Origin of the sequence: Kitasatospora sp. NPDC056651 (genome assembly GCF_042792155.1) — a bacterium.
Lineage (GTDB): Bacteria > Actinomycetota > Actinomycetes > Streptomycetales > Streptomycetaceae > Kitasatospora.
The window spans coordinates 24,531-37,994 of the sequence record NZ_JBHTWX010000038.1 but is presented as its reverse complement, the minus strand read 5'-3'; the positions used below and the strand labels follow the sequence as shown (position 1 = coordinate 37,994).

General features: G+C 76.2%; 11 protein-coding genes. 8 read left to right on the top strand and 3 right to left on the bottom strand.

The genetic code is table 11. The features are described from left to right. Window positions 1-144: 144 nt before the first annotated feature. Window positions 145-2,985, top strand: a complete 2,841-nt coding sequence (locus ACFRAR_RS17155; protein WP_380698884.1) for a BTAD domain-containing putative transcriptional regulator — start codon at window positions 145-147, stop codon at window positions 2,983-2,985. A 31-nt stretch (window positions 2,986-3,016) separates the two neighbouring features. On the opposite strand, the gene ACFRAR_RS17150 is transcribed toward ACFRAR_RS17155, so the two are convergent. Together ACFRAR_RS17150 and ACFRAR_RS17145 are read right to left on the bottom strand one after the other, a co-directional pair. Next, window positions 3,017-3,646, bottom strand: a complete 630-nt coding sequence (locus ACFRAR_RS17150; protein WP_380698883.1) for a sigma-70 family RNA polymerase sigma factor — start codon at window positions 3,644-3,646, stop codon at window positions 3,017-3,019. A gap of 269 nt (window positions 3,647-3,915) precedes the next feature. Further along, window positions 3,916-4,293: a hypothetical protein gene (locus tag ACFRAR_RS17145; RefSeq protein ID WP_380698882.1), complete on the bottom strand. Its 378-nt coding sequence runs from the start codon at window positions 4,291-4,293 to the stop codon at window positions 3,916-3,918. A gap of 333 nt (window positions 4,294-4,626) precedes the next feature. Between ACFRAR_RS17145 and ACFRAR_RS17140 the strand changes: the two genes are divergently transcribed. The 7 genes from ACFRAR_RS17140 (at window position 4,627) to ACFRAR_RS17110 (ending at window position 12,338) form a co-directional block, all read left to right on the top strand. Beyond that, window positions 4,627-5,313: a DUF6308 family protein gene (locus tag ACFRAR_RS17140; protein ID WP_380698881.1), complete on the top strand. Its 687-nt coding sequence runs from the start codon at window positions 4,627-4,629 to the stop codon at window positions 5,311-5,313. A 126-nt stretch (window positions 5,314-5,439) separates the two neighbouring features. Further along, window positions 5,440-6,975: a flavin monoamine oxidase family protein gene (locus ACFRAR_RS17135; RefSeq protein ID WP_380698880.1), complete on the top strand. Its 1,536-nt coding sequence runs from the start codon at window positions 5,440-5,442 to the stop codon at window positions 6,973-6,975. Next, window positions 6,972-8,330: a glutamate-cysteine ligase family protein gene (locus tag ACFRAR_RS17130; protein ID WP_380698879.1), complete on the top strand. Its 1,359-nt coding sequence runs from the start codon at window positions 6,972-6,974 to the stop codon at window positions 8,328-8,330. Before ACFRAR_RS17135 ends, ACFRAR_RS17130 begins: the two co-directional genes overlap by 4 nt. 173 nt (window positions 8,331-8,503) lie before the next feature. After that, entirely contained in the window at window positions 8,504-8,692 is a 189-nt protein-coding gene (locus tag ACFRAR_RS17125) for a hypothetical protein (RefSeq protein WP_380698878.1), read from the top strand. Window positions 8,693-8,802: 110 nt separating this feature from the next. Further along, window positions 8,803-10,005 (top strand): MFS transporter, encoded by a 1,203-nt coding sequence (locus ACFRAR_RS17120; protein WP_380698877.1) that lies wholly within the window; start codon window positions 8,803-8,805, stop codon window positions 10,003-10,005. Window positions 10,006-10,092: 87 nt separating this feature from the next. Next, entirely contained in the window at window positions 10,093-10,827 is a 735-nt protein-coding gene (locus tag ACFRAR_RS17115) for a class I SAM-dependent methyltransferase (protein ID WP_380698876.1), read from the top strand. 197 nt (window positions 10,828-11,024) lie between these two features. Beyond that, a complete protein-coding gene (locus ACFRAR_RS17110; protein ID WP_380698875.1) occupies window positions 11,025-12,338 on the top strand; it encodes an MFS transporter in 1,314 nt (437 codons plus the stop codon). Window positions 12,339-12,369: 31 nt separating this feature from the next. Here ACFRAR_RS17110 and ACFRAR_RS17105 read toward each other — a convergent pair whose 3' ends face one another. After that, a complete protein-coding gene (locus tag ACFRAR_RS17105; RefSeq protein ID WP_380698874.1) occupies window positions 12,370-13,353 on the bottom strand; it encodes an NADPH:quinone reductase in 984 nt (327 codons plus the stop codon). Window positions 13,354-13,464: the final 111 nt, after the last annotated feature.

The window sequence follows — 13,464 nt, the reverse complement described above, 5'->3', positions numbered from 1 at the left end:
TGGGCCGGCCGACCGCGTCCACCGGGGCCGGGGGCGGCCGCCCGGCGCCGGCGGAACCCGTGCTCGCACTAAACTGCTCCATTTCCGGGGGCCGCACGGCCCTCTCGGGGCGCGACGCGGCGTGCGGTGAGGCGGAGGGTACTGGTGCGGATTCGGCTGCTCGGGCCGGTGGAGCTGCGGGTCGGGGCGGACGGCTTCACGAGCGTGGCGGGCGCGCAGCGGCGGGCCGTCCTGGCGCTGCTGGCGCTGCGGCTGGGGCACCTGGTCAGCGTGGACCAGCTGTGCGAGCTGCTGTGGGACGAGCAGCCGCCGGCCAGCGCGCGGGCCGCCGTCCAGGGGCACGTCGCCGCGCTGCGGAAGGTGCTCGCCGGCACGCCGTTCGAGCTGGGCACCCGGGACTCCGGCTACCTGCTGACCGGCCCGGCCGGTGCGGTCGACGCGCTGCGCTTCGAGCAGCTCGCCGGTACGGCCGGGGAGCTGATCGAGTCGGGCGCCGGCCCCGAGGCGGTCACGCTGCTGGAGGAGGCGCTGCGGCTGTGGCGCGGCGAGGCCCTGGCCGATCTGCCCGACACCCCGTTGCGCGCCGCCGCGGTGGACCGGCTGGAGCGGGCGCGCACCGCCGCCCTGCTCGGCTGGGCCGGACTGCGGCTGGGCCAGGGCACCGGCGCGGCGGCCGTGCCGCTGCTGGAGCAGGGCGTGCGGTCGGACGGGCTGCGCGAGGAGCTGGTGGCCCTGCTGATGCGCTGCCTGCACCAGGCGGGCCGACCGGCCGAGGCACTGACCGCCTACCACCGGGCCCGGGTGCGGCTGGACGAGGAGCTGGGCATCCACCCCGGTCCGGCGCTGCGCGCGGCGCTCGCCGAGGTGCTGGCCGACGACCGCGCGGTGGAGCCGACCGCCGCCACCGCCCCGGCCGCCAGGCCGGCCCCGCGGCCCTCCGCCGTGCCGCGCCGGCTCCCCAGGCGCCATCCGGACTTCGTCGGCCGCGTCCCCGACCTGGCCCGCCTCGACCGGGCCTGCGCGCCGGGCCCCGGCGGGGGCGGCCGCGCCGGGGACGGCCCGGTGCTGGTGGTCGGCCCGGCCGGGGTCGGCAAGAGCGCGCTGGTCACCGCCTGGGCGCACCGGGTCGCCGACCGCTTCCCGGACGGCCTGCTGCACGCCGAACTGCGCGGCCTCGACTCGGATCCGGCGCGGCCCGAGGACGTGCTGGCCGGCTTCCTGCACGCGCTCGGCGTACCCGGGGACGCCGTCCCCGCCGGGCGCTCCGCCCGGGCCGCCCGCTACCGCGAGCACACCAGGGGCCGGCGGCTGCTGGTGCTGCTGGACGACGCCGCCGACGCCGACCAGGTCGCCGACCTGCTGCCCGAGGGCCCGGAGAGCACCGCCGTGGTCACCAGCCGGTCCTCGCTGGAGGGCCTGGTCGCCCTCGACGGGGCCGTCCTGCTGCGCCTGGCCCCGCTGCCCGAGGACGACGCCCTGCACCTGCTGGAGCGCGCTCTGACGCCCGAGCGGCTGCGCGCCGAACCGGAGGCCGCCGCCCGCCTCGCCGGGCTCTGCGACCACCTGCCGCTCGCCCTGCGGATCGCCGCCGCCCGGCTGGCCGACCGTCCGGACCGGGCGGTGGCCGAGCTGGTCGCCGAACTCGCCGACGAGCGGACCCGGCTGGCCGTCCTGGACGCCGACGGCACGCTCTCCGTCACCGGCCGGCTCCGGCTGACCCATCGTCGACTCTCCCCCACCGCCGCCGAACTGCTGGCCGCACTGGCCGTCCACCCCGGCCGGGAGGTGGACACCCAGGCGAGCACCGCGCTGCTGGCCGCCGACACCGCCACCGCCCACCGGGCCATCGGCGAACTGGCCTCCCACCACCTGCTCACCGCCGCCGCCCCCGGCCGCCACGCCCGCACCGACCTGGTCCGCCTGTTCGGCGCCGAACTGCTCGCCGGGCGGCCCGGACCGGACCGGCGGCTGCTCCACGAGCGCCTGGCCGACTACTACCTCGCCGCGCTCCAGCACTGCGGCTCCTTCCTCGACCCCGGCCAGGAGGACACCGGCCCGCCCGCCCATCCGCCGCGGTCCGTGCCGGCCGCCGGGGGCATCCGCACCGCGCTCGACTGGTTCGACGCCGAGGAGCCCGCGATCGGCGCGCTGATCGCCTCCGCCGACACCGACCCGGCCCGCGTCTGGCGGCTCGCGCTGACCTGCGGCTCGCTGTACTACGGCGCCGGCCGCTTCTCCGACTGGCTCGGCTGCGCCCGCACGGGGCTGGAGGCGGCCGAGCGGTGCGGCGATCCGGTCGCGGTCGCGCTGCTGCTCAACTGCCGGGCGCAGGCCCTGGTGGCGCTGGAGCGCCGGCCGGAGGCGGCGGAGGCGGCGCGCCGGGCGGTGGCCACCGTCGAGTCCGTGGCCGGGCCCGGGGCCGGGTCCGTGCGCGTGCGGGCGCTCGCCACGCTGGCGCTGGTCACCGCGATGCTCGGCAACTCCGCCGAGGCGCAGCGGCTGGCGGCCTCCGCCGCCCTCCTCGCGCGGGAGTACGGCGACCGTCGGCGGCTGGTCGACGCCACGGTGCACCAGGGCTGGGTGAGCCTGGCCGTCGGGGACCGGGAGGGCGCCCAGCGCCTCTCCCGCGAGGCCCGGGAGCTGCTGCCGGCCACCCCGGTCACCCAGGTCCACCTGTGGTCGCTGCTGACCGAGGCGCAGGCCCTCCCTCCGACCGTCCGCGACGATGCCGCCGACCTGGCCTGGCACCGGCTGCTCGCGGCCTGCCAGGAGGCCGGGCTGCTGTACCTGCACGCCGTGGCCGAACAGTCCTACGCCGCCCACCTGTTGGCCCGTGGCCGCGGGCCCGAGGTGGGGGGCCGGCTGCGTTCGGCGCTGGACCGCTTCCGCGCGGTCGACCGCCAGGCGGGCTACCTGAGCGAGTTCACCATCGGCCTGGAGGAGGCCCTCGGCCTCCGGGCCGGCCGGCGGCCGACGGACGACTGAACCGCGCCCCGCCGAAGCGGCCCCGGCCCGGTCAGCGGGCGGCCGAAGCCGCCCCGTGCTCCGCCGGGGCGTACCCGTGCTCCGCCGCCAGCACCGGGCGCAGCGCCCGGATCGCGTAGAAGTTGCGGGACTTGACCGTCCCCGGCGGCACCCCCAGCCGGGCCGAGGCGTCCAGCACCGAGCGGTCCTTGAGGTGGAGTTCGACCAGCACCTCGCGGTGGTGCTTCTGCACCCGGCGCAGCGCCAGCGCGATGTCCCGCGCCACCACGACCTGCTCGTACGGGTCGTCGGCGGCCGGACGGTCCTCCACCGGGTCGCCGAGCACCTCCTGGGCGCGGGCGGCGGCCCGGCGGTAGTGGTCGATCGCGATCCGCCGGGCGACGGTGAACAGCCAGGGCTGGCTCGCCTCGGGCCCGGCGGCCAGGGCCTCCGGGTTCTGCCAGGCGCGCAGCAGGGTCTCCTGCAGGATGTCCTCGGCCTTGCCGCGGTCCCCGCCGGTGGCCCGCATCAGCGCGCGCAGCAGGTAGCCGCCGTGCAACCGGTGGATCTCGGCGAGCGTCTCGGGGTCGAGGGTCGGACGGGCGGCGGCCACCGGCGCGTCCGCCTGGTCCTCGGACGGCGGGGTGACGGTCGTGGGCTGAGCGACGGACGGCTTCGACACGCGCTACCTCTCAGGTCGGGCAGGGGGCGCAGCACGGGCAGGGCACGCTGGACACGGGCAGGGCATGCTGGGCACCGGCCGGACATCCCGGCGGTGGCTGTGACAGCACCCTGCCGGAAGCCGCCAAGTCCGCACCAAGGCTGCGCCAATGCCCGCCGCCCGGGGCACTCCGCCCGGTCCGGGATGCCGTCGTTGGCGGGAGCCGGTCACCGTTGGCCGGTCGTTAGCGGACGTGAGCCGCGGCGCTCGCGCCGCCGGCCCGGCGGCCGTCAGCCCTCGTTGAGCTCCCGGATCAGCTCCTGCACCCCGTCCTCGCCCCGGTGCTCGATCAGCACCGCGACCCAGAGCGCCAGCCGCTGCCGCTCGGCCACCGGCCACTCCGGTGCCGACGGGTGCTCGTCCACCACCAGCGCTCTCGCCACCCGGAGCAGCACCGGCTCGGGCTTGGGCCGCCACCGCCGCTCGGGCGCCGCGCGCAGGGCCAGCCGCCGAGCGACGGCGATCACCTCCTCCGCCGTCCCTTCGGGCACCATCAGCCCGGCCGGCCCGGACGGGTCGGGCGTCCCCGCCCGTACCAGGGCCGCGACGAGATCCCGCGCCTCCGACGCGTCCGCCGCCATGCCGGACCCCTCCCCGGTCCCGTTCACGGGACTCACGCTCCTTCCGACTCGGTGGCACTCGGCGGGCGCCGGGTGCCACCGGATGACGGTATCGATCGGTGGCCGGTCGGGCGGAGGGTTTTCCCTACGCGGTCCTCCCGATGCGACGGGGCGCTCAGTTCACCCCGTCCTGCTCAACGGGCCTCCCGTCCTTGCCGGTTCAGTGAACCGGAAGGGTTCCTTCAGTCGCGCAGCCGGTCGGGCCGCACGCGCCGGTCCGGCCGCCGGACCGGACTGTCGGTCCCCGCTGCCACACTGGCCCCGGACACGCCGACCGGCGCACGGACCGGGCACGGCGGGCACGGATCGAAGGGGGCTCTCATGACGGCGCTGTGGATTCCGCCGGTGTACGAGGACACGGAGGCTTCGGTCGAGCTGCTGCGCCGGTACTTCACCAGGCAGCGGGCGAAGGGCGACGCGTACTACTCCGGTGCCCACTTCGAGCGGCTCGCCGGTGGCGGCGACCGCCCGGAGACGGCGGACCGCTTCACCGCCGACGACCTGGTCGCGATCACCATGCTGAGCGTCTCGGTCGAACCGCACGGAGCGGTCGAGCTGCTCACCGACCCGGCGGGGCACTGGCACCGGCTGCTGTCCGCCATCCCCCGCGACGCCCGGCTGGAGGATCCGGCCTGCGCCCCGCTGATCGCCCCCGGCGGGCCGGCCTCGGAGCTGTGGGACCGGCTGGTGAACCCGCGCGGCACCCACCCGGGCAAGCCGGACGGAGCCGGGCCGGTGGTCGCGGGCAAGCTGCTGGCCCGCAAGCGCCCGCACCTGGTGCCCGTCTACGACACCCGGGTGAAGACCCTGTTCCGGCGGCCGAAGGTCGACCACACCTTCTGGTCGTCGCTGGCCGGGGCCCTGCGCGCGGACGGCGGGGCGCTGCGCGGACGGCTGGCGGAGCTCCGCGCGAGGGCGGGGATCGGCGAGGACATCGGCGTGCTGCGGGTGCTGGACGTCATCGCCTGGATGCACCAGGGCGAGGTCGAGCAGGCGTCCGCGGGGTAGCGGCTCCCGGGGCCCGGGGCCGTTCCGCCTCTCCCGGTCACTCGCATCGGCGCCGCGAAGTGGCAGGCCCGGGCCGTCTGGCCAAGGCTGGGCCCGGGGGTCCCGCCGGAGATGGGTACGGTGCCGATGTTCGATACGGGCTTTGCGTTCCCGCGTTCGCTGGAGAACCCGGTGGCCGGCGCCCGGGGCCGGGTGGCCGTGATCGGGGCAGGCGTCGCCGGGCTGGTGTGCGCCTACGAGCTGCAGCGCCGCGGGTTCGACGTGGTCGTGTACGAGCGGGCGAACCGGCCGGGCGGGCGGGTGCGCACCCACCGCTTCTGGGACGGCACCCATGTCGACCTCGGCGCGATGCGCATCCCCGGCAACCACCACTGCGTGCTGCACTACGTCTCCCGGTTCCGGCTGGCGACCCGCCCGTTCGTCAACGCCAACCCGCGCGCCTACTACCATCTGCGCGGTCACCGGGTCCGGGTGCGGGACGTCGCGGCGCTGTTCCCCACGTACGAGCTGCGCCCGGCCGAGCGCCGGCCCCCGGCCCCGGTGCTGGACCACCTCCTCGGCTCGGTGTGGCGCACCCTGACCGTCGAACAGCAGCGCCGCACCCTGGAGGGCCACTGGGACGACCCGGCGCTGGAGCGGGCGGCCTCGGTGTCGCTGTGGCAGTTCGTCCACGAGCACCTGTCGCAGGACGCCTGGGACCTCATCGGCCACGCCAGCGGCCTCGCCCACTACGAGCAGTCCTCGCTGCTGGAGGTGTTGGTCGACTACTTCGGACTGTTCCACCGGGGGCAGGTCGAACTGGTCGACGGGCTGGACGCGCTGATCCACGCCTTCGTCGGCGCGCTGCGCCCCGGCACGCTCCGGCTCTCCGCCCAGGTCGAGGAGCTGGCGCTGACCACGGACGGCGTCCGGCTGCACGGGCGCCGGATCGGCGCCCGGTTCCAGGAGGACGTCGACTTCGCGGTGTGCTGCGTCCCGGCGCCCGCGCTCGACCGGATCACCGTCACCCCGGGCCTGCCGCACGCCCAGCGGCACGCCGTCCGCGGCATCAGCTACGCGAGCAGCATCAAGACCGTCCTGCACCTCACCCGCCGCCGGTGGGAGCTGGAGGACGGCATCCACGGCGGCGGCAGCTTCACCGACCTGCCGATCCAGCAGTGCTGGTACCCCTCCGACAACGCGGTGCGGGTCAGGAAGGACGGGGTCAACGGCGACTCGGGACCGCGCTGGGCGGTGCGCGACCCGCTGCGCTCGGCCGAGCCGACCGCCCTGCTGGGCGCCTACCTGTGGGGCCCCAACGCCCGCCGCTTCGCCGCGCTGGAGCCGGCCGACCGGGACACCCTGGTGCTGGAGTGTCTGGAACGCCTCCACCCGGGTATCACCGCGGACGTGGACGACATCGTGCACTGCAACTGGGACGTGCAGACCGGCATGGGCGGCGGCGCGTTCGCCCACCTGACGCCCGGCGAGCACAGCCGCTACCTGGCCGTGCTCGGCTGCCCGTACCCGGTCGAGCGGCCGCGGGTCTTCTTCGCCGGCGAGCACCTGTCCGGCGCCCACGCCTGGTGCCAGGGCGCCGCGCAGTCCGCCCTCGGCGCGGTGGGCGCGTTGCTCGAACGGGCCGGGCACCCCGGGGTCACCACCCGGGTGGGGGCAGTGTGACGGACGGCGGGGCCGGCGGACCGCTGGGACGGGCCGAACTGCTGGCCCCGTTCCGGCCCGGCCGCTGCGAGCTGGTCGGCATCGAGGTCGAGTGCGGCCTGGTCGACCCGGCCACCGGGCTGGCCGCCCGCTACTTCGGCGAACGCGGCGTGCTGGCCGTCCTGGAGGCGGTGCTGGACAGGTGGGGCGGCGAGCGGCAGGAGGACGCCGGGCGGCTGACCGGTGTCCTCCTGCCGGACGGCAGCCAGATCACCCTGGAGCACGGCGGCCAGATCGAGTACTCCTCGACGCCCGTGCCCTCCGTCGCCAAGGCGGTGGACGACCTGCGCGCCGCCCTGGAGCGGCTCGCCGAACTGGTCGGCCGGTTCGGCCTCGCCCTGCTGCCCGGCGCCAACCTGCCCTTCGACCGGCTCGCCGACATGCGGTGGGTCCCGATGACGCGGGGCGCGATCATGCGGGACTACTTCGACGGGCTGGGCGAGCCGGGCAGTCGGGCCCGGTACGTCATGGCGCTGTCGCTGTCCACCCAGGTCACCCTGGACTACCTCTCCCCCGCGGACTTCACCCGGAAGCTGCGGACGCAGATGGCGGCCGCCCCGGTGGTCTCCGCGCTGCTCGTCAACTCCCCCGTCCAGGAGGGGAGTCCGAGCAGCGGACTGCTGTCCCACCGGTGCTGGGCCTGGCTGCGGATGGATCCGCGCCGGGGCGGCGTGCTGGCGCCGGCGCTGCGCCCGGACGTCACCGCCGAGTCCGTCGTCGACTGGGCGCTCGACCTCCCGCTGATCCACTTCCGCACCCCGGACGGCCGCTACCACCGCGCGCCCGACCGCACCTTCGGCGGACTGCTGCGGCACGGCTACGACGACGGGTCACGGCCGACCCAGGCGCACTGGGCCGCCCACCTGAACCAGATCTGGACCAACACCAGGGTCCGCAACACCCTGGAACTGCGCGCCTCGGACGGCCCGCCGTACCCGTTCATCCCGGCCGTCCCCGCCCTCTGGACCGGGCTCACCTACCACCCCGTATCCTGCGCCGCCGCCTGGGAGCTGCTCGGCCACTACACCGCGCACGACCACCGGGCGGCGCTCGCCGAGCTGCCCGCGCTCGGACTGGCCACCCGGCTCGGCGGCGATCCGGTCCGCCCGCTGGCCGCCGAACTGCTCCGGCTGGCCCGGGCCGGCCTGGCCGCCCGGATCGCGGCCGGCCTCGAACCGCCCCATGTGCTCGGGTACCTGGACCCGCTGGACGAGATCGTGGCCACCGGGCGGACCTTCGCCGAGCGGTGCCGCGAGCGCTGGCACGGCGAGTTCCGCCACGACCCGGCCCGCTACGTCGCCGCGTACCGGGTCTGAGCCGCTCGCGAACCGCCGCGTACCGGATCCGGGCCGTCTGACGGACCGCCGCGTCAGCAGATCGTCAGCGGAGTGTCAGCAGCCCGTCAATCCGGGCCCCGACGGCTGCGCGGCGGCGGAAGCTGGACCCACCACACCTGCAAGACCCGCAGGTCGCCCCGGAGGTGAACCGCATGTCCGTCCTCGCCGCGTTCCATTCCGCCCTCCCCGACGTACGCCGCCACGGCCGCGGCCTGCGCACCGCGTGCGCCCGGGTGCTGGAGCGGCTGGCCACCAGCCCGCTCGACAACTCCGTGCTCGGCGCACTGGGCGCGCCCCGCCCGGCCGGGAGCGGCGGCGACCGGCGGGCCGGCTCCGCCTGACCCTCCGGCGCAGCGGCAAGCGGCAAAGGGCCACGGCGGCACGGCCATTCGGCGCAGCGCTCCCCCGCACGGCACGGCCCGAGCCCGGGCAGCGTGCCTATGGTGGGCGAATGACCGATCGCCGGACCGCCCGGCCCGCTGTCGCCCGGGTGGGCCACCTCGTCGCCGCCCTCGCCTTCGCCGTCTGCATGGCGGGCACCACCCTGCCCACCCCGCTCTACGGGCTGTACCAGGAGAAGCTCGGCTTCTCCGAGCTGACGGTGACGGTCGTGTTCGCGGTGTACGCCCTCGGCGTCATCGGGGTGCTGCTGCTCGTCGGCAACGTCTCCGACACCGTCGGACGCCGGCCCGTGCTGCTCTGCGGACTGGCCTGCTCGGCCGCCAGCGCCGTCGTCTTCCTGACCGAGGACAGCGTCGCGACGCTCTGCCTGGGCCGGCTGCTGTCCGGGTTCTCGGCGGGCCTGTTCACCGGCACCGGGACGGCGTACGTGCTGGAACTCGCGCCACCCGGCAACCCGGCCCGGGCGGGCTTCGTCGCGATCGCCGCCAACATGGGCGGGCTCGGCTGCGGGCCGCTGCTGTCCGGCCTGCTCGCGCAGTTCGCGCCGCATCCGCTGGTCCTGCCGTTCGCCGTGCACCTGGGGCTGCTCGCCGTCTCGTTCGCCCTCACCCTGCTGCTGCCGGAGACGGTCGCCGGAGCCCGCCCGCTGCGCACCGCCCGGCCCGACCGGCCGGCCCTGCCGCCGGAGGTCCGCCGGGTGTTCGTGCCGGCCGGGGTCGCCGCCTTCGCCGGCTTCTCCCTGCTGGGCCTGTTCACCTCGGTCAGCCCCGCGTTCCTCGCCACCGGCCTGGGCGTGCACAACCGCGCGGTGGTCGGCCTGGTCGTCTTCACGGCGTTCCTCGCCTCCACCCTCGGCCAGCTCCTGGTGCCCCGGCTCGGCACCGCCCGGGCGATCCCGCTGGGCTGCCTGGTGCTGATCGGCGGACTGGCCCTGCTGGCCGCCTCGCTCGCCTGGGAGGCACTCCCGCCGCTGGTGCTCAGCGCCCTGGTGGGCGGCGCCGGGCAGGGCATGGGCCTGCGCGGCGCGGTGGGCGAGGTCGCCGCCGCGGCGCCCGCCGAGCACCGCGGCGGCGTCCTCTCGGCGCTGTTCGTGGTCGCCTACTTCGGCATCTCGATCCCGGTCATCGGGGTGGGCCTGCTCACCGGGCCGGTCGGCCTGCCCCACGCCGGTCTGGTCTTCGCCGCCTGCATGGCGGTTCTCGCCGCCGTCTCCGGCGTCTACCTGCTGCGCCAGGCGCACGCCCCGCGCTGACGGACGTCCCCGCGCGCGCTTGCCGCCCGGGCCCGGTACCGATAGACACGACCCAGACACCTTGCGTGACATCCGGAGGTCCCCGCCATGAGCGTGACGAGTCGGTACCGCGACGCCTGGGAGGGCTTCTGGCGCGACGCCCCTGAGGAGCCCGGGTCGGTGATCTGGGACGCGGAGCCGGCCCTCACCGCCGAGCGCCACCTCGCGCTGTTCCGCCCGCACCTGCTCGACCCCGCGCTGCCGGTCGTCGACCTGGGCTGCGGCAACGGCACCCAGACCCGCTTCCTCGCCGAGCGCTTCCCGCTCGTCCTCGGGGTCGACCTGTCCGCCGCCGCCCTCGACCTCGCCCGGCGAGGCGACCCGGCCGGGCGGGCCGCGTTCGCCCGGCTGGACGCCACCGACGCCGAGGCCGTCCGGGCGCTGTACGAGCGCCTCGGCGACGCCAACGTGTACGTGCGCGGCGTGATCCACCAGAGCGAGCCGGCCGACCGCCCACGGGTGGTCGAGGCCATCGCCGCCCTCCTCGGGGTGCGCGGCCGGGCCTTCGTGGTCGAACTCTCCGAGGCGGCCAAGGTCGTGCTGACCGACCTCGCCCGCGACCCGGCCGGGCCGCCCCCGAAGCTGCGCCCGGTGTTCTCCCACGGTCTCGCCCCCGCCGAGGTCGCGGACGCCGCCTTCCCCGAGCTCTTCCGCGCGGCCGGTCTCACCGTCCTCGCCACCGGCGAACTGCCGTTGACCACCACCGAGTCCGGCCCCGACGGCACCCGGATCGACCTGCCCGCCCACTGGCTGGTCGCCGGCCCGGCGGACTCCGCTCCCTGATCGGCTGCTTTCGGCCATCCTCCGCACCGCACCGGACCGTTCCCCGCGGCCGTGCCCCACCCGGTCTCCGCTGGTCAGGACCCGATCGTCCGGCGCTTGCCCGAAACCCACCCGGCACCGGGGGCCTGGCGCATTCGCGGAACCGGAACCACGAGGGTGTTCGAACGATCGGGCCCCCCGTGTTTTGCTTCCCGCACATGACCGCACAGGAGGCCGAACACATGGGATCACCCCCGGCCGAGGAGTCGTCCGTCCCCGCGCCGCGCCACCGCCGTCCGCTGCTCCTGCTGGTCACCGAGCAGTTGACGAGTTCGGTGGGTCGTCAGGTCACCGCGCTGGCACTGCCGCTGCTGGCCATCGCCCATCTGCACGCCGGGCCACTGGGCGCCTCGGCGCTGCTGGCGATGAGCTACCTGCCCGGCGTGCTGCTCAGCCCGCTGATCGGCGTCGCCGTCGACCGCGCCCGGCTGCGCCGGATGCTGGTCTCGGTGTCCTGGCTCCAGGTGCCCGCCATCGGCAGCGTGCCGCTCGCGGCCGCACTGGGCGGCCTGACCTGGCCGCACCTGTTCGCCGCGGCCGCCGCCTCGGGTGCCCTCGGCTCCGTCCAGGGCGTCGCGGCGCAGTCCTGCCTGCCCCGCGTGGTGCCCCCGGACCGACTCCTGCCGGCCAACTCCTCGCTCACCGGGGCCCGGACCATCGGCCTGATCGGCGGACCGGCCCTGGGCGGCCTGCTGGTCAGCCTGGTCGACCCGGCTCCGGCGCTGCTGGTCGAATGCGCGGCCTACCTGGTCGGCGGGGCCCTGTTCCTCGCGCTGCCGGCCTCGCTGAACCGCTCGCCGCACGAGGCGGGCGGCGGAGCGCGCTCGCGCGTCGAGGCCCTGAAGGAGGGTCTGGAGGTGATCCGGCGCGAGACCCTGCTGCGCCGGCAGGCCCTGGCCGCGGCCGGGCTCAACCTGGGCGGCGGGGCCGGCGCCGGCCTGTTCGTGCTGTACGCCGACCGGGAGCTGGAGCTGCCCTCGTGGCAGCTCGGCGCGGTCTACGCGGGGTACGCCGTCGGCATGGGCACCGGGGTGCTCGTCGCGGCCTCCGTCACCCGGGCGCTGGGCATGGCCCGGGCGATCCGGTGGTGCGCCGTGGGCGCCGGAGCGGCGCTCTTCCTCATCCCTGCGGCCTCCCTGGGACTCTCCTTCCCGGTCCTGGTCCTGTACCAGCTGCTGTTCGGGCTGCTGGCGACCGTGTGGTCGATCGCCATGACCACCGGGCGGCAACTCGTCACCCCGGCCCACCTGTTGGGCCGGGTGAACGCCTTCCTCCAGGCGGTGCTGACCGCCACCCTGCCGGTCGGTTCCTTCGTCGGCGGGTGGCTCGCCTCCCGGGTCGGCATGGTGCCGGTGCTGACCGGCGCCGCGGCCGTCGCCCTCGCGGGCGCGAGCAGCCTCTGGTTCCCGCGCGACATGCTCGCCCAGGTCGAGCGGGCGACCGCGCAGCCGCTGGGGCCCGCCGTCCCGTGACACCACGGGCCGGCGGGCCCCGGCCTCGGCGCTACGGCTGCGGGACGTCCACCAGCACCCGGCCGTGGACCCCGGCGTCGACGTGCTCGTGGGCCTTGGCGAGGTCGCTCAGCGGGTAGCGGGCGGCGGTCGCCACGCCGAGGGCGCCGACGGCAGCGGCGGCGGTGAGGTCGCGGGCGGCCTGCCGCCTGGCCTCCACCGGGAAGTCGTCGCTGCCGAACAGGCGCAGCGTGACGTTGTTGAACAGCAGCGGCCAGAACGGGATCCCGGTACGGTCGGCGCGGGTGGCGTACCCGGCGATGACCGCGTCGTTGCGGACCACCGCGCAGTCCAGGTCGGCGTTGTCCGACAGGGCCACCTCGATCACCCGCTCGACGCCCTCCGGCGCGAACGCGCGGATGGCGGCGGCCGGGTCGGCGCCGTCGAGGGCGACGGTGTGGTCGATGACCGCCGGGTCGACCCGCTCGACGTCGGTGCCGCGCCGTACCGTTCCGATCACGGTCGCGCCCGCCCAGTGCGCGAGCTGCGCGGCCATCGAGCCGACCGCGCCGAGGACGCCGTGCACCAGGACCACCTTGCCGTCGACGGGCCCGTCGGCGAAGACGGTGCGGTGCGCGGTGACCCCGGGGATGCCCAGACTCGCACCGAGGTCGTCGGAGAGGTGGTCGGGCAGCGGAACCGCCAGGTCGGCGGGCACCACGGTGTACTGCGCGGCGGTGCCGTGGGAGCGGTAGGACTGGGCGCCGTACACCCACACCCGGCGGCCGGCCAGGCGGGCGTCGGCACCCTCGCCGACGGCGTCGACGACTCCGGCCGCGTCACTGTGCGGGACCACCCGCGGATAGGGCATCGACGAACCGAGCCAGCCGCGCCGCTTCTTGGTGTCGCCGGGGTTGACGCCCGAGACGGTGACCCGGACCCGGACCTCGCCGGGGCCGGGAACGGGATCGGGCAGGTCGCCGAACCGGAGCACCTCGGCGGCGGGGCCTTGCTGGTCGTACCAGGACGCGATCATGTCAGTCCTCAGGGTCAGTGGATCCGGGCTGTACGAATGCCCGCCCTCCTCGGCGCCGGTGGTCGGACCAGCGCGACGGGGCGGATGTGTGTGGTCGGCTCACCTGTTGTC